Genomic DNA, 15,735 nt, shown 5'->3' with positions numbered 1-15,735 from the left:
GCAACGAAATCTGAAGGCGGCGTCCGTATGCTTGAGGGAGCCCGCACACACAAGGATGGCGCCGCAGTGGCATTACGTGGACACCAAGGTGCAGTTCTGCTGGCCAGCCTGCTGCTGGCCGCCGCCGCGCAGGCACAGCAGGTGGCGCCACCCGAACCCGTGGAGCCGCCGCCCCCGACAACGCAGGGGGATGTCACCACGCTGGGCGAGGTGCGCGCCCTCAAGCCCGACGACGAACCGCTGGACCTGTACCGCTTCAAGAATCCGGTACAGGTGCAGCCCAACCGCTTCAGCCGCACCTGGAGCGAACCACCCTCGCCGGAGCAGGTCAGCATGAGCGGTGGCTATCTGATGATGGGCATCAACAAGGGGCTGGCCGCCGCTGCGCAGGGCGTGAACAAACTTACCGGCGGACCCGACCAGATCCAGTCCGCGAGCGCCCGCCCACCGCCGGAGCTGACCGACGAAGAGCAGCGTCGCGCGCAGGAGGTGTGTGCGCAGCAGGGTGGGTGCCCGGTGCTGCGGGAGCCCTGATCGGTCAGGGCGACCAGCGGTGCATCGGCGCTGGCCGCTGGAGGATGTCCGCGTCCAGCGCGCTGCGGCGTGCGATGGCCCGTGGCACGTAGCGCACGCACTGTACCGCGTGGAACAGCATCAGCAGCAGCGCTGCCAGCAGCCATGCGCAACGGCCCAGCCCGGCGATGGCTGCATCGGAGGGCTCGGTCGGATCAATCTCCAGCCACTGCGTGCGCCCATCGTGGATACGCGCAGTGACCGTGCCAGAGACGGTGACCGGTCGAGCGATGGTCGCGGTGGCGCGCATGCGCTTCCACTGGTCATGCGCCGTGCCGAGCCAGGCGTCGCCGACAGAGTGGAACTCAGCCGGCGAAGCCGTCACCAGGACCACGCCGCCCTGCTGCTGTGCGAGCAGCGCAGGCGTCTGCGCCGCCCACCGCGACAGCACATGCGCATCGGCCGCCTGCTCGACCGCGGTGTTGATCTTTCTGATCACGTGGCTGGGAAACGCCAGGCCCTCCGGACCCGCCTGATCGCTGGCGAGGCGGGCGGCGCGCATGAGCGAGGCCCAATCCTGGTCGCCATGCGCGGTGTGATCGCTCTGCCAGGACAGCAGACGCAGCAACCTTGACTGAAGGTCGCCGCAGGCATCCAGGGCCTGCACGCACGCGGCATCGACGCGCTCCAGCAGGTCGCCCAGTCCGGTTACCTGGCGAAAGGGTGCCAACAGATCGGTGGTCCCGGCGTACTGCGTACGCAGCTGCGTATCGTAGGACCCCAATCTCAGGATCGGTTCTGCGATCTCCAGTTCAGCCATCGGCACCTGGGGCACTCCCCAGCGGACCCGGTCGCAGTCGGCGGTGGCCACGGTATGGCCGTGCCGCTGCTGAGGCACCAACTCGCACGTTGCGCGCACGCGCAGGTGCACACCATCGCCGATGGCGGGAGGGCGTTGCAGCAGGCTGCCGGGGTCAGCATCGGTACGGAGCTGGTGCGCCGAGAACAATCGCATCGCGCGCTGCACTTCGTAGGTGGGGCCATCGCTGGCACTCAGCGCAAGGCACAGCGACACCAGCGCTACCGCGAGCATCAGGGCATGCCGCGCCAGCGGCACTGGTGGATATCGACGATGCTCATCCAGCATCGACCAGCCCGGATCCAGGGACAGTACGCGCCGGCTGTGCCGGTATATCTCGGCTTCGATTGGGTGACCCGCCTGCAGTCCCTTCGATTCGTTCCAGTCGTGGCAGGGGCGAATCCGCTGGTCGTTGCCGATCAACACGTGACATCCGGTGCCCGCAGGATCGCCGGGGCGCAGAAGCTGCAAGCGGTTCAGGCGACCATGCACCCGGTCGATTGGCTGAAGGGCAGCCGGACCAACCTGCCGACGCAGATAGAAGCCGGCCGACAACAGCATCAAGGCCAGTCCTGCACCCAGCACGCCCCAGGCCCACGGGCCGTTGTCCCAGAGCAGGGCCACGCCGCAGGCATTGGCCAGCAGGGCCAACCCGGCAGCCGCCCACGGCGTACCGGGGCGGCGACGGAGCCGGCGTTCCTCCGGATGCTCCATGCGCTCGCCCACGTGTCGTGCGGGCGTCCGTAGCGCGCGCGACCCTGCTGTGGTGATATCGAATGCATTGAGCCGCACCACGATCGCATAGCCCGGCCCCAGAACGACCTCTGCGGTGTTCTGCTCGGCCAGGTGGTCCGCCGCATCAAAGGGCAGCAGTACGTCCACGCCGCCCACGCTCTCCCGCACGAATGAGATACCCCGGTTGCGAAACACTTCGCGGATATGGGGGCCGGTCAGTGCGCGCACCTCGGCATCCACGGTGAGGTCAAGGCAGGCATGGAGCGGCGCCAGGGCGGCGCGCTCTTTGACCGACAGCACACGCAGGGGTGCCTGCTCGCATAACCGTTCGAAGAAATGACGGGCGTCACGCCGTCGTTGCCACTGTATGACCGGCGCCAGAAACAGGAGGACGAGCACGCCGAATGCCATGATCTTCATCGCAAGCGGGCTGCCTCAAGGGGGACGGTGTACCAGGCCGATGTCCCCATCGAGTCGATCTTCACCATGGCAGGTGCATTCGTCATGCTCATGTCAGCGTGTGGAAAACCAGGCAGGTTGGCAGTTTGCCGGCGCGCTCACCATGCAAGAAGTTGTAGTTCATGGCACCACGGGAACGCGCTTCTGCCGAGCATCACCTCCGCGCGGTTGCAGTCGCTGAAATGCACCATGACGTCGTACGGGAGAATGACGTGGGTGCCGCCAGCAGTGTGCGGCGCATGCCAGCCGGAAGCATCACGACTGACCTCTGGGCCTGGTGATCCAGACCATCTGTCAGGTTTTCCACGCACTGACGGTCTTCTAAAGGACGCACGCCCACATGGAGAGCCGCATGCTTACCCCTGACACCGTTCTGCCGTCACCTCACGCAAGCGCCTGGCCCGCCCGTCGCATGTGGCACTGGTGGGCCGCAGCCTGGCGCATGTACCGGCAGGCGCCGATACGCTGGTTCGGGCTGTCCCTGGTGCCGATGGCGCTCGAACTCGTCCTGCAGGTGTCCATTCCGGTGGCCGGCGTGGTGCTGTCCAAGTTCGTGGTGCCGGTCGCATCGGTGTGGTGCCTGATCGTCCTGGACCAGCGTGTGCGCAATGGCCGCTTCGCCATAAGGCAAGGCATGGCCCGGACGTTCCGGCTGCGCGGCCGTCTGCTGCAGTTGGCCGTGTTGTCAGCGAGTGTGTTCGCCTTCCAGATCGCGCTGCTGTGGATGTGGGTCGGGCCGTCGGTGGCGCTCGGCGTGGCGACGGGGGATCCGGCGGTGGTCACCCAGCTGACCCGCCTGCAGCTGGCCACCGTCTTCGCGGCGGGGACGCTGCCGGGCATGCTGCTGTTCTTCACCGCGCCGCGGGTGGTGCTGGAGCATGCAGGAGTGGTGGAGGCATTGCACGAGAACCTCCGGCTGCTTGGCGTGGGCTGGCGGCCGCTTGCGGTGTACCTTGCGCTATCGATCCTGCTGGTTGGCAGCGTGGTGTTCCAGCCGTGGTTGCTGTTGCCGTTGCTGCAGCTGGGGTATGTGGGCTACTGGGCCTACCGCGATGCATTTGATTCCGTTGCCGCTGACTGAGCCGCCGCCTTGCCGCTGCCGACCGCCGCTGACCTGCAGTCCATCCTTCGTGAGCACTGGCCGATGCTGAGCCGACTGGCCCACAGCTACACGCGCGATATCGCCCGCCGCGATGATCTCCTCCAGGAAGTCAGCATCGCGGTATGGCAGGCGCTCCCGCGCTGGCGTGGCGACGGCTCGTTGCGTGCCTTCGTCGCACGTGTTGCCCACAACCGCTGCGTCGATGTATTCGCCAAGGAGCAGCGCCTGTCTGCCAGTGATCTGGATGAGACCTGGCCCGATCCGCATGCCGATCCGCTGCGCCATGCCGAAGCACAACAGCAGCGCGATGGCCTGCTGACTGCCGTTCTCAGTCTGCCACTCGGCTACCGGCAGGTCGTGTCCCTCGCGTTGGAGGGATTCGCCCACCGCGAGATTTCCGAAGCGCTGGGGCTGGAAGAGAATGCGGTCGCGCAGCGGTTGAGCCGCGCCAGGCGAATGCTGCGAGATCTGATGGGAGCTTCGCGATGACCGCGATCGACGACGAGAACACGGGGTGGGATGCACTTGCGATGCGCTGGCAGGCCCAGCCCAGCGGAGTGCCCGATGTGCAGGTACTTCAGCGCGAGGTGCATCGCCGGAGCCGCCGCCTGCGCATGGTCTGGAGTGTTGAGGTGGTCCTGGCAGTACTGTCGCTTGCCAACTGCGTCCGGGCATTGTCACTGGGTGAGCGACTGCCTGTGCCCGCCGGACTGGTGTGGTTCCTGATCGGGCTGATCATCGCCATGACGGGCTGGACGCTGTGGCAACGCCGACGCCAGTGGTACGCGAAGGCACTCGATGCACGCGCGCTGATGGCGTTCGAAGCTGAGCGCTCACGCACGGCGCTCCGTATCTGGCGCGTGTCGACATGGGTGAGTGTGGCGCTGTGGACGGCGATGACGCTCTGGGCATTGTTCACGGCGCAGGGACGGATGCCGATGGTGCAGGTTGCACCCCCTGCGGCATGGGCCTTGAACATCGTGGTCAATGCCGTCGTCGTAGGGGTGTTTGCGGTCGCAGCCTGGGTGGTATGCCGCCGGCACCGGCAGCGACTGCAGCGGTTGCATTCACTGGAGAGGATGATGGACGTTGACTGAGCTCAGCAGGCATTACTGACACCCTTGGCGTATCACCGTGCAGGGGCTGCCACCCGCCGCCGCTCCAGCCACCACAGCAGCCCGGCCGCCAGCACGAAGGCGAGCAGCCACGGCCACCGTGCGCCCGGCGTCTCGACCACGCCAGCCGATGCTGCGGCGGCGCCGGTGGCCAGGCGCTGGGCCGTCGCGTCGCGCAGCTGCTGCCGATACAGCGGTCGCGCGCTGGCCGGATCGAAAACGTAGAACGCGTGGCGGTCTTCACCCTGCTGCAGCTGATGCCAGCCCGGCTGGTTCGGCCAGTAGCCGGCGCAGTGTTCGGCACCGCTGGCCGGGTCAACCCGAAGCGGGATCAGTGTGCCATCCGGCGCGCGCACCTGTGCCGACTCCCGAAGCTGGCACAGTGCCACGCGCTCGCCGGCCCAAGGGGTGGTGGTCTCTACGCGTGGCGCATCCGCGGCGGGAAGCGGGCGCGCCACGCTGGCCAGCACGCCGCTCCACAGCTCGGCGTGGCGATCGCCGCGGCCGGCCAGCACAAGCCGATAGGTGTCGGTGATGGGCAGCAGTGCAATGCGGCCACGTCCGAGGGCGCGATGGCCACCGACTGCCATGCCCTTGTCATCGTGCAGCAGGGGTGTCACATCGCTGATCTTCAGGCCCAGCTGCTCCAACACCGGTAGCGCGGCCTGGTGCGAGGCGGTGTCGGCCTCATCGATGTAGGCGGTGGTGTCCGATGCGGGCCGCTGTGGGCCGCGGCGTGCCTGCAGCAACGCAGCGTCAACATCGGCCGGCAGTGACAGGGACACCGCTTGGTTTCCGCCGGTGACGGTCAGTCCCCAGCTGCGCAGCGTCTGGCGGGCGCCGTCGCCGAGCGGGCCGCCGGTGCGGACGAGCACGCCCAGCCCGCCGCGGATCGCCTGCTGCAGCGCGCTGCGTTGCGCGCCCGACAGCCCGCCCAAGCTGCGCTCATCCAGTACCACGACATCGGTCTCAGCCAAGGTGGCAGCGGTAAACGCGATCGGTGCATCGCCGAGTGATACCCCACCGCCGGCGTTGGCCTGCGCCTGCACCCGCAGCCCGGCATCGGTGGCCCAGCGGCGCAGGTACTTGAACTCCGGGCCGGGTGCACCGGCCAGCAGCAACAGGCGGGGCGTCGCCGCGGCCGCGGTGTCCACGGGAACGGCAAGCGTATCGATCACATGCTGTTCGGCGTCGAGCAGCCGCAGGCCGAACACGCTCTGTCCGGCGACGCGGGCCACACCGCTGAGTTGCATCTTCCCTTCGGCATCTGGCGTAGACCTGTCGATGACCACACCGGCAGGGTCCACCAGCTCGGCGCGTGCCTTCGACACGCCCTGCGCGCGCGCGCTGACGGTGAACACCGCACCGGGCGCAGTGACCGGCGGCGGCTGCAGTGCGATCCAGCCCTGTGGTGCGCTGGGCAATTCGATACGTACGCCACGGGGCAGCGCGGCATCGCGATCGCGGGCCGACAGGCCATCGCCGATCAGCCGAAGGGAGGTGGGACCCGGATGCTGGCGCAACACGGTGGCCAGGTCGGGTGCTGCGAGGGCGTCTGCCACCTTCGTCGCTTCCGGCAGCGCGACCACGGTCTCGCCCGGCGCCGCCGACCAGCGCACCTGATCGGCCGCGCCCGTCAGCACGGTCAGCTGGCCACCGGCCACGCGCTGCATCGGTGGCACCAGGGTCAGGTAGAGCAGCACGGTCACCACGGCCTGCAACACCAGCAGGGTGGCGAACACGCCGCTTGCCCGCGCCGGTCCACGCCACTGCTGCCAGCACAGACGCGCGCTGCTCAGCAGCAGCACGGCGAGCAGCGCGAACAGGATCCAGCGCGGGTCGCTCACGGTGTCGCCTCCAGTGCATCCAGGTAGCGCTGACCCATGGCATCGGGTGCGCTGCGCCGGGCTACCTGCGGCAGCGGGCGCAGCAGGGCACGCCACAGCTGCGCGCGCAGGGCCTGATGGCAGTCGGCGCAGCCGGGGGTGATGCGCAGTGTTTCGATGGCGGCGGCCAGGCTCAGCGGGTCCGGCAGGCGTGCTTCATTGCGTCGGAGCCACTGGGTCAGCGCGTCCAGATCGGGGGCGCTGGCCGGATCGGCCAGCTGCTGCCAGACCTGCACGATGGCCTGGTCGGGTGCCTCCAGCGCACGCAGTGGCAAGGTGCGGCTGGCCAGGTCGGCGCGATCGCCGCTCATGCGTCGGCTCTCGTCGATCGGCGGCAGTTCCGGGCCGACCCGCGCCAGGTAGATGCGCTCGGCCTGCTGCACTTCCTTGATGAAGCCCAGCGCCTTGTAAGCGTAGGGCAGGGCACGCTCGGGCTGGCCCTGGCGCAGTTCGCCTTCCGAGGACCACATCTGGTCCAGTGCTGCCTTCAGCGTGGCGCGCGTCTTGGGATCGAGCAGGGTCGCGGCCTCGGCGTGATCGTGGGTATGACCGTACTCGGAGAGCACATCGGTGGCGCTGCCGAACACCGGGGCGCTGCCGTCGGTCGGCGCGCCGTGGTCGTGATCGTCATGGCCGGCCTGCGCCTGGGCATGCTCACCATCGTGATCATGATCGTCATCGTGCGCGGCCGCCGGTGTGTCACTGGTCGGCAGGGCATCGCTGGTCGGCGGCGGCTTGGCCCCGCCTTCGCTTTCCTCGCCGAGGAACTGGCCATAGCGCAGGCGCAGGATGCGCTGGTCCACGCCGATCGCATCGGAACGCTTCACGAATTCCTCTGCCGGCAGCTGGCGGCGCTGTTTGATCAGGGCTTCGGCGTCGATGATGATCTGGCGCTGGCTGCGGAAATACGCTGGCAGGGTCTTCTTGACCATGCCCTCCATGTCGGTGCCCTGGATCTCCGCGGCGCTGGGCAGGCGCAGGATCACGCTGCTGCTCTGGGCGCTCTGCGCAGTGGGTGTGTGGGTGTCACGTACGGTCAGCTGCGCGATCACGTCGTTGCCTTCGGTGGCGCCCAGCGCGGCCAGGTCCAGCGTGCGCGCGAAACGCCGCTGCGTCGCCGGCCCGGTGCCGGTCAGGCTGAACGTCTGCTCGCGGAAGGTGATGTTCTCGCCGCTGCCCTGGGCCAACGTGACCTTCAACTGCGCGGTGGCGACCACACCATAGTCGTCGGTAGCCTCGAACTGCAGCGGCCACTGACGTTGGCCGGGCGTACCCAGCACGAGACTGCGGTCGGGCGCGATCACGCGCACCACAGGCGGGCGATCGGGCACCACATCGAGCCGGTACAGGCGGGTGTCGCGCAGGGCAGGCTCGGTGACCACGCGATACAGCGCCGGACGCGTGGCGGTCCACTGCGCGGTCCATTGTTCGCCGTCACGCGCCAGCGCGATGCGCTGGCCATCGTGGAACTGCAGGGTCGCGGTCTGCGGCTGCGCGGAGAAACGCAGTGACCAGTGCAGGCGGCTGTCCTGCGGGACCTTGCCGTCCAGCGCGCTCTGCACACGCGCGGCCTGCCCGGTGTAGGCCGGGGCGGTGATCTCCAGCCGCGCGGAACGCAGCTGTGGTGGTTGCGCAGGTGTGGCCGGCGGTGCCGCCGTGCCCGGGAACAGGGGCGCCGCGTTCTGGCCGCGTGGCCAGCCCAGCGCAAGCGCGATCATCACCACCGACGTGATCACCGAGGCCAGCACCCACCGGCCCGGCCAGCGCGGCCGCAGTTCGGGCATGCGCGACTGCAGGGCGGCGGCGACATGTGCGCGCTGCCGCTGCTGCAACGGGTTCAATGCCGCCGGTATGGCAAACAGCAGGTCGGCACTGTCCTGCACGAGCGGGTGGTCGTCCAACCGGCGGACCAGCCATTGGCGATCCAGACGACGTGCGCGCCAGGTTGCCACGCCGACGCTGATCATCAACGTCAACAGCAGGACCACCGTCGCCGCGTTGAAGCCGGCCAGCCGCCACGCCACCGCGCTGATCGCCAACGCGACCGGCACCGCGAGCAGGGTGGTGATCCACCACTGGCGCCGACGCGCGCGCTGCCAGGCGTGCTGGATGGCAGCGTTCATGCGCCTGCTCCGCGGCGCGGCGAGGTCGCCATCGCCCGTTCCAGCGCGAACAGCAGCACGATCAGCGCGAGCAGCCAGGGGCTCAGCTCACGCGGTGCGGGAAGCGGTGCGGCAGCGCCACGCAACGGTGCCTGTGTGGCCGCAGGTGCGAGGGTGGGTGCGGCCGGTGCCGCGATGACCGCCAGCAATTGGCGGGGGAAGCCGGGATCGCGCAACGCCGGCAGCGCCGTCGGTGACAGCGCTGCGCTGAAGCGCAGCAGACGACCGCTGCCTTCCTGCCGTTGTTCCAGCACCACTGCACCCTCTGCATCGCGCAGGACGGGCATCCAGCCGGCCCCCGCAGCACCGGGCGCGACCAGCACACTGCCGCCCTGTTGCACCCACGTCTGCCAGGCGGCAGGCAGCGGCGTAGCAGCGAGCCACACGCCGGTCTGCCCGGCATCGGGGGCGGTATCAGCACCGCGGGCAGGCGACAGCGCCTGGTTGGACCAGGCGCGCTGCAGCGCGGCCAGCACGCGCTGCTCGCCTTCTGCGATATCGCCACCGACCTGCAGCACAGGCAGTGTCGCCGTACGCGCGCTGGCCGGCGCCATGAGGATCGGCCGCCAGTTCACGGCACGCGACAGGCGTGGACGCTCGCCATCCAGTCCGGGCATCGGGTCGGGCACGTACACCGTCAGCGGTGCGCCGGCAGGCAGTGTCTGGTCCAGCTCGCGCAGCAGGCTGGCCAGTGGTTGATGGGACGCCGGGGCGCCGTCGGCCAGCGCAGGGAAGCCAGGCGCCAGCCATCGCCAGTCGCCTTTGGCGTCCTGGCCACGCAGCGCCGCGCCGTCGAGACCAGGGGCGACGACCGTGACCGCGTGGGTATCGGCGCCGCCACCGTGCAGCACCGGCCGCGCCAGCAGCAAGGCCAGCGCGGCAAGCAACAGCAGCCGCACCAGCAGCAGCGGCCACGCATCGAAGCGGATTTTCTGACGCGGCCGGATCCGGGCCTGCAGCCAGCGCAGCGCGGCGAAGTCGAGTGGCGCGTACTGGTGGCGACGTGCCAGGTGGATCAGCAGCGGCACCAGCCAGGCCGCCAGTGCCAGCAGCCCGAGGGGAAACAGCAGGCTCACGCGCCGCCTCCGGCACCCAGCAGCGCACGCAGCGGCTGGTCCAGCGGCTGGTCGAGATAGCCGGTCGCATGCACGATGCCGCTGCTCTGCAGTCGCGCCTGCAACGCGCGCTGGGCGGTATCGAAACGGGCCAGGTATTCGGCACGGATCGCACGGCCGTCGCCCAGCAGCTCGTCGCCGGTTTCCGGATCGCGGAAACGGTGGCCGTCGGTGAACGGGAAATCGCGCTCTTCGGCCGTCAATAGCTGCAGGTGCAGCACCTCGCGGCGGGCGGCGGCCAGCCGTTCCAGCAGCACGATGCCGCCCTCGTCAAAACCGTCGCCCAGTGCGACCAGCAGGTCGCCGGCCTGCACCCGCTCCCAGACCGGGGCCAGCGAAGTGGCCGGCGGCCACGCGCCACTGGCCTGCAGCTGGCGCAGCAGCAGGTGCACGCGGTCGCGCTGGCGCGGGCCGTGCCCGGCGGGAACCAGTTGCACGCCCTCGCCGCTGATGGCGATCACGCCGAAGCGGTCGGCCTGCTGCAGGGCCAGTTCCACCAGGCAGGCGGCGATCGCGCAGGCATGGTCCAGCCGCGACCAGTCCGGTCGCGCGCGATCACGCTGGCCCGCCGAGGCGGTCGCATCGATCAGCACCCAGGCCGTGATCGGGCTCTCACGCTCGGATTCGCGCACGAAGAACCGGTCCGAGCGCGCGTAGAGCTTCCAGTCGATCTGGCGCAGCTCATCACCGGGTTCGTAGGCACGGTACTGCGCGAACTCCAGCCCGGCGCCGCGGCTGCGGCTGGCATGCTGGCCGATCCCGTGCGCGCCGCGCGCACGGCGTGGCAGCAGCCGCAGCGCCTTGAGGCGGCTGCGGACATCGGCGGGGATCGCGATCGGCGCGTTGCGGCTCACGGCGTGTGGATCAACCCGGGAACGGCACGGCCTGCAGCAGCGCGGCGACCACGTCGTCGGCGCTCTTCTGCTCGGCTTCGGCGGCAAACGACAGCAGCAGCCGGTGACGCATCACCGGCGCGGCCAGCGCCTGCACGTCCTCGCGGGTTGCGGCGAAACGGCCCTGCAGCAGCGCGCGCGCCTTGGCCGCCAACACCAGCGACTGCCCGGCGCGCGGGCCGGCGCCCCACTTGATCCACTGGTTCACCGCCGCCGGTGCGTCGCTGCCCGGGCGGCTGGCACGCACCAGGCGGGTGATCCAGGTGAGTACGTCTTCGCTGATGTGGACCTCGCGCACGGCAGCCTGCAGCGCCAGGACCTCGTCAGCCTCCATCACCTTGGGGACGCTGCCACTGGCGCTGCCGGTGGTCTGCAGCAGGATGTCGCGCTCTTCCTGTTCGGTGGGGTAATCCACCCGCACGTGCAGCAGGAAGCGGTCCAGCTGGGCTTCCGGCAGCGGGTAGGTGCCGGCCTGTTCGATCGGGTTCTGCGTGGCCAGTACGAAGAACGGCGCCGGTAGCGCATAGGTGGTGCCGGCGTAGCTGACGGTGCGCTCCTGCATCGCCTCCAGCAGGGCGGCCTGGGTCTTGGGCGGGGTGCGGTTGAGCTCGTCGGCCAGCAGCAGGTTCGTGAAGATCGGGCCCTTCTGGAACCGGAAGTGGCGGTGCCCGGTGCCGTGATCTTCTTCCAGCAGCTCGGTGCCGAGGATGTCGCTGGGCATCAGATCGGGCGTGAACTGCACGCGCCGGAACTGCAGCTCCAGCGCCTGCCCGAGCGAGCGCACCAGCAGGGTCTTGCCCAGCCCGGGCGCGCCTTCGAGCAGGCAGTGGCCGCCGGCCAGCAGGCCGATCAGCAGCTGCTCGACCACCGCGTGCTGGCCGACCACGGCCTGGGCCAGCGCGCCGCGCAGCTGCTGCAGTTTGGGAAGAAGGGCATCAAGGCGGTCGGTCGTCATAAGGCACTCGCAGAAAATCGGTGTAGAGCCACGCCATGCGTGGCTGAAAATGCAGGAAGGAACCTAACTGTTCAACGCGTACATCACGATGTTCACCGCGAAACGAGTGTTGTCTTCGGCCAGGAAACGCTTGTTGCGCCAGTCGTAGTCCCACTCGCAGCCGTAGTCCTTGTTGCTGTAGAGCACGCCGAGCCGGCCATCGATCTCGATGCCCTTGAGGTAATCGTGGACCAGGTCGTCGCCCCAGCCATTGAGCTCGAACCCCGTGGCGGGCGGGCCCTCGGGGAAGCGGAAGAAGCTGCGGTACAGCGCGTGGTTGTTGGGCAGCTTGTTCAGCGCCTTCGGCCCGAACAGCTTGGCCATCTGTGCTTCGAAGGACTTCGCGAACAGACCATCGATATCGTGGTTGCAGTCATCCACGAACACGAAGCCGCCGTTGCGCACGTAACGCACGAAGTTCTGCCGCTCGGCGGCATTGAACTCGACCAGCTTGTGCCCGGCCAGGTAGCAGAACGGTGCCTCCAGCATGCGCGGATCGGACAGCGCGATCACGTGCTCGGTCGGGTCCACGCGCAGGGAGGTGTAATCGATCAGCGAGGTGATCACGTTGGATGGCATGCGCGCATCCACGTCCCAGTCGCCGGAGTCGTACTTGAGGCGGGTGAACCAGAAGTCATAACGCCCGGCCTGGGCGCGTGCCGGCGCGGGCAATGCCGCGAAGGCGGCACTGCCCAGCATCAGGCGCAGGAACTGTGCGCGGTTCATCGCCACGCACGTTCCCGGGTGTCACCGGCCAGACGAAGAGACGGCCGGTGGCCGTCACGACCGTTCATCAGACCGCGTCGGACAACGAGGTGAAGGTGAAATCACGCAGCTTCATCGGCGGAATCATCATCACCAGGCTGGACTCGTCACCGGCCACACGCACCGGCTTGCCCAGTTCTTCGATGTTGTTGAGCATGATCACCGGCGACTCGTTGAAGCGGAAGTTCTTCACCGGGTGCTTGATCTGGCCGTTCTCGATGTAGAAGGTGCCATCGCGGGTCAGGCCGGTCAGCAGCACGGTCTGCGGATCGACCATGCGGATGTACCAGGTGCGGGTGACCAGGATGCCCTTCTGGGTGCCACGCACCAGCTCGGCGGTGCTCTTGTCGCCACCGGCCATCAGCAGGTTGCCCGGCCGCGCGTTGGCGGTCTTGCCCTGCTTCTGCGCCCAGAAACGCGAGTAGTTGAGGTTGGCGATCTTGCCGTCCTTGATGATGTCCAGCTTCTCGCGCGGCTGGCCTTCGTTGTCCCACGGCAGCACGGCCGCCTCCGGGTGCCACGGGTCGGCCACCATGGTCACGCGCGGGTCGTAGACCTGTTCGCCGAGCTTGTTGCCGCCGCCCTTCCTGGAGAGGAAGCTGCGGCCTTCATCGGCCGAGCGCGCATCGAAGAAGTTCATCATGAAGCTGATCAGGCCGGCCGCGGCCGCCGGCTCCAGGATCACCGTGTACTTGCCCGGCTCCAACGCCTTGGCTTCGGCCGATTCGGTGGCCTTGCGCATGGCGATGCGGATGTCCTGGTCGGCCTTGAAATCGGCGGCATCCTTGAGGTTGCGGCCGACCCAGCCCGAACCGCGGCCGTCTTCGGTACGCACGGTGCAGGTGTAATCGAAGTTGGTGCCGCGCTGGTAACCGAAGTTGCCGTTGCTGTTGGCGGTGGCGTAGAAGCTCTGGCCATCTTCCAGGAAGCCGGCGGCGATCAGGCCGTTGCCACGGCACGGCGCGATCGAGTCGGCGGCGACCTTGGCACGGAAGGCCGGGTCGATGGCCGCGGTGGATTCGCTGAAGGTCGGGCTGGACCGGTAGGTCTGCTTGCCGATCGCCGGCAGGAACTCCGGGTTCTCCGGGGCCAGGCGGGCCAGATCTTCGGCACGACGCACCACACGTTCCAGTGCGGCGTCGTCGAACTCGTTGATCGAGGCGGTGCCGACCCGCTTGCCGAAGGCGACCGTGACGGCCAGTTCGGTGTTGTCGACGATACCGCTGGTGGAGACGTTGTTGAGCGCGAAACGGATGTTGCCGTCGATCGAGCCGGCCAGCACGGCGGTGCACTCATCGGCCTTGGAGAGCGCGATGACCTTGTCGAGGATGGCCTTGGCCTGGGCTTCGGTGAAGATACTCATGGATTGGGGCTCCTGACCGGTCAGCCGAGGCTGCGCGCGGTGTTGATGACGTTGATGCCGTTGAAGCGCGCGGTGGACGAACCGTGCGAGACCGCCGAGACCTGGCCGGGCTGGCCCTTGCCGTCGAAGAACGAACCGCCCAGGCGGTAGTCGCTTTCATCGGCCACCGCGGTGCAGGCGTTCCAGAACTCCGGCGTGCGGATCTGGTAGGCCACGTCCTCGAGCATGCGGGTGATCTGCCCGTTCTTGATTTCATAGAACAGCTGGCCACCGAACTGCGCGTTGTAGCGCTGTTGATCGATGGAGAACGAGCCGTCGCCGATGATGTAGATGCCGTTCTCGACGTCCTTGACCATGTCGGCCACGCTCAGCTTGGACTTGCCCGGCGCCATCGAGACATTGGCCATGCGCTGGAACTGCACGCTGGACCAGGAATCGGCATAGCAGCAGCCGTCGGACTCGGTCTTGCCCAGGATATGGGCCTGGTCGCGGATGGTCTGGTAATCCACCAGCTTGCCTTCGCTGATCAGGTCCCAGCGCTTGGTCTTGACGCCCTCATCGTCGTAGCCGACCGCACCGAGACTGCCCGGCTGGGTCTTGTCGGCAAAGATGTTGACCTTGTCGCTGCCGTACTGGAAATGCTGCTCGCGCTTGTCCAGCGTGGCGAAGCTGGTGCCGGCGTAGTTGGCTTCGTAGCCGAGCACGCGGTCCAGTTCCAGCGGGTGGCCGACCGACTCGTGGATGGTCAGCCAGGTGTGCGACGGATCCAGGATCAGGTCGTACTTGCCTGGCTTCACCGACGGTGCCTTGAGCTTTTCCTGCGCCTGCTTGGCCGCGGCGATCGCATCGGCCTTCATGTCATAGGAGTTGCGGTAGTTGACCACGCCGTTGGGCGAGACCGCCTTGCCGGTGCCGACGCCATCGAGGTACTCGTAGCCCAGGCCCATCGGCGAGGACAGCCCGGAGCGGGTGCGGAACTTGCCGGTGCTCTTGTCGATGGCGGTGACCGTCATCGGTGCCCAGATGCGGTGCACATCCTGGTCGATGTAGGAGCCATCGGTGGAGGCGAAGTACTTCTGCTCGTTGACCAGGAACAGCATCGAGTTGACGAAGCTGGCGCCGGCGCCCATCGCGCCTGCATTGACGTCCAGCAGCAGCTCGACCTTCTCCTTGATCGGCACGTCCATCGCGTTCTTGCGGATCGGGGTGCGCCAGGACACTTCGCCCACGCCGGGCGCGGCGGCCAGCTGCACCGGGGCGGTCTGCACGCCGGCGTTGGCCTTGGCGATCGCGGCGGCCTGCTGCGCGGCACGCGCCACATCGGTGGTGCCGAGCTGGTTGGTGGCGGCAAAGCCCCAGGCGCCGTTGACGATCACGCGGATGCCCACGCCGGTCGATTCGGTGTTCACCACGTTCTGGACCTTGTCCTCGCGGGTGATCACGTACTGGCGCAGGTAGCGGCCGATACGCACGTCGCAGTAGGTCGCACCGGCCTGGCGCGCGGCGGCCAGGGCGGCATCGGCCAGGCGCTTTTTCAGCGCCGGATCGAGTGCGCTCTGCAGTTGTTCGGCGGCAATGACCTTGCCGAAGAACGACGGCACGATCAGTCCGCCAGCGGTAAGCCCGGTCAGGGCGAGAAAGTCACGTCTTTGCAAGGCAGCTCTCCACGTCGGTGTGGGGGTGGCAGGGAAACAGCGACATCAGGGCGACCGCCGCGGCGGCACAGCCGATTCTTGCGGCCATGCGGGCGCCGCGGTAGTGACATTCGGCACGG

The 15,735-nt window shown here is 68.2% G+C and carries 13 protein-coding genes; 4 read left to right on the top strand and 9 right to left on the bottom strand.

The genetic code is table 11. From position 1 onward, the window contains the following. The first annotated feature begins 27 nt into the window (after nucleotides 1-27). Nucleotides 28-534 carry a hypothetical protein gene (locus tag ABE483_RS03765; RefSeq protein WP_346481137.1) on the top strand — a complete coding sequence of 169 codons (507 nt, stop codon included), beginning with the start codon at nucleotides 28-30 and terminating at the stop codon, nucleotides 532-534. Between the two features lie 4 nt (nucleotides 535-538). Here ABE483_RS03765 and ABE483_RS03760 read toward each other — a convergent pair whose 3' ends face one another. Continuing rightward, nucleotides 539-2,527 (bottom strand): hypothetical protein, encoded by a 1,989-nt coding sequence (locus ABE483_RS03760; protein ID WP_346481136.1) that lies wholly within the window; start codon nucleotides 2,525-2,527, stop codon nucleotides 539-541. A gap of 391 nt (nucleotides 2,528-2,918) precedes the next feature. Here ABE483_RS03760 and ABE483_RS03755 point away from each other — a divergent pair, with 391 nt between their 5' ends. Genes ABE483_RS03755 through ABE483_RS03745 form a run of 3 tightly spaced genes read left to right on the top strand, consistent with a single transcriptional unit; the run spans nucleotide 2,919 to nucleotide 4,765 of the window. Then, a complete protein-coding gene (locus ABE483_RS03755; protein WP_346481135.1) occupies nucleotides 2,919-3,647 on the top strand; it encodes a hypothetical protein in 729 nt (242 codons plus the stop codon). A 9-nt stretch (nucleotides 3,648-3,656) separates the two neighbouring features. Beyond that, the gene (locus ABE483_RS03750; protein ID WP_313211196.1) at nucleotides 3,657-4,157 is read left to right on the top strand and encodes a sigma-70 family RNA polymerase sigma factor; all 501 of its coding nucleotides are present in this window, start codon (nucleotides 3,657-3,659) and stop codon (nucleotides 4,155-4,157) included. Then, nucleotides 4,154-4,765 carry a hypothetical protein gene (locus tag ABE483_RS03745; protein ID WP_346465341.1) on the top strand — a complete coding sequence of 204 codons (612 nt, stop codon included), beginning with the start codon at nucleotides 4,154-4,156 and terminating at the stop codon, nucleotides 4,763-4,765. The genes ABE483_RS03750 and ABE483_RS03745 overlap by 4 nt, the downstream gene beginning before the upstream one ends. Before the next feature lie 32 nt (nucleotides 4,766-4,797). Here the strand turns inward: ABE483_RS03745 and ABE483_RS03740 are convergent, their stop codons facing one another. The 8 genes from ABE483_RS03740 to ABE483_RS03705 form a co-directional block, all read right to left on the bottom strand. Next, nucleotides 4,798-6,630: a hypothetical protein gene (locus tag ABE483_RS03740; protein WP_346481134.1), complete on the bottom strand. Its 1,833-nt coding sequence runs from the start codon at nucleotides 6,628-6,630 to the stop codon at nucleotides 4,798-4,800. Beyond that, nucleotides 6,627-8,792 carry a hypothetical protein gene (locus ABE483_RS03735; protein ID WP_346481133.1) on the bottom strand — a complete coding sequence of 722 codons (2,166 nt, stop codon included), beginning with the start codon at nucleotides 8,790-8,792 and terminating at the stop codon, nucleotides 6,627-6,629. Before ABE483_RS03735 ends, ABE483_RS03740 begins: the two co-directional genes overlap by 4 nt. Continuing rightward, on the bottom strand, nucleotides 8,789-9,907 hold the full coding sequence (locus tag ABE483_RS03730; protein WP_346462749.1) for a BatA domain-containing protein: 1,119 nt from the start codon (nucleotides 9,905-9,907) through the stop codon (nucleotides 8,789-8,791). The genes ABE483_RS03735 and ABE483_RS03730 overlap by 4 nt, the downstream gene beginning before the upstream one ends. After that, entirely contained in the window at nucleotides 9,904-10,800 is an 897-nt protein-coding gene (locus ABE483_RS03725) for a DUF58 domain-containing protein (RefSeq protein WP_346481132.1), read from the bottom strand. Before ABE483_RS03725 ends, ABE483_RS03730 begins: the two co-directional genes overlap by 4 nt. Nucleotides 10,801-10,810: 10 nt before the next feature. Then, nucleotides 10,811-11,794: a MoxR family ATPase gene (locus ABE483_RS03720; protein ID WP_313211202.1), complete on the bottom strand. Its 984-nt coding sequence runs from the start codon at nucleotides 11,792-11,794 to the stop codon at nucleotides 10,811-10,813. 63 nt (nucleotides 11,795-11,857) lie between these two features. Then, nucleotides 11,858-12,559, bottom strand: a complete 702-nt coding sequence (locus ABE483_RS03715) for a DUF4159 domain-containing protein (protein WP_346465351.1) — start codon at nucleotides 12,557-12,559, stop codon at nucleotides 11,858-11,860. A gap of 67 nt (nucleotides 12,560-12,626) precedes the next feature. Beyond that, a complete protein-coding gene (locus ABE483_RS03710; protein WP_313211204.1) occupies nucleotides 12,627-13,961 on the bottom strand; it encodes a TldD/PmbA family protein in 1,335 nt (444 codons plus the stop codon). A 20-nt stretch (nucleotides 13,962-13,981) separates the two neighbouring features. Further along, the gene (locus tag ABE483_RS03705) at nucleotides 13,982-15,616 is read right to left on the bottom strand and encodes a TldD/PmbA family protein (RefSeq protein ID WP_313211205.1); all 1,635 of its coding nucleotides are present in this window, start codon (nucleotides 15,614-15,616) and stop codon (nucleotides 13,982-13,984) included. Between the last annotated feature and the right edge of the window lie 119 nt (nucleotides 15,617-15,735).

The organism is Stenotrophomonas sp. TWI602, from assembly GCF_039674045.1.
GTDB lineage: Bacteria > Pseudomonadota > Gammaproteobacteria > Xanthomonadales > Xanthomonadaceae > Stenotrophomonas.
This window is presented reverse-complemented; position numbering and strand designations above follow the sequence as displayed.

Coding starts and splice junctions, on each gene's coding strand:
- ABE483_RS03765 (WP_346481137.1), top strand. CDS start 28: ATGCTTGAGGGAGCCCGCACACACAAGGATGGCGCCGCAGTGGCATTA.
- ABE483_RS03760 (WP_346481136.1), bottom strand. CDS start 2,527: ATGAAGATCATGGCATTCGGCGTGCTCGTCCTCCTGTTTCTGGCGCCG.
- ABE483_RS03755 (WP_346481135.1), top strand. CDS start 2,919: ATGCTTACCCCTGACACCGTTCTGCCGTCACCTCACGCAAGCGCCTGG.
- ABE483_RS03745 (WP_346465341.1), top strand. CDS start 4,154: ATGACCGCGATCGACGACGAGAACACGGGGTGGGATGCACTTGCGATG.
- ABE483_RS03735 (WP_346481133.1), bottom strand. CDS start 8,792: ATGAACGCTGCCATCCAGCACGCCTGGCAGCGCGCGCGTCGGCGCCAG.
- ABE483_RS03720 (WP_313211202.1), bottom strand. CDS start 11,794: ATGACGACCGACCGCCTTGATGCCCTTCTTCCCAAACTGCAGCAGCTG.
- ABE483_RS03715 (WP_346465351.1), bottom strand. CDS start 12,559: ATGAACCGCGCACAGTTCCTGCGCCTGATGCTGGGCAGTGCCGCCTTC.
- ABE483_RS03710 (WP_313211204.1), bottom strand. CDS start 13,961: ATGAGTATCTTCACCGAAGCCCAGGCCAAGGCCATCCTCGACAAGGTC.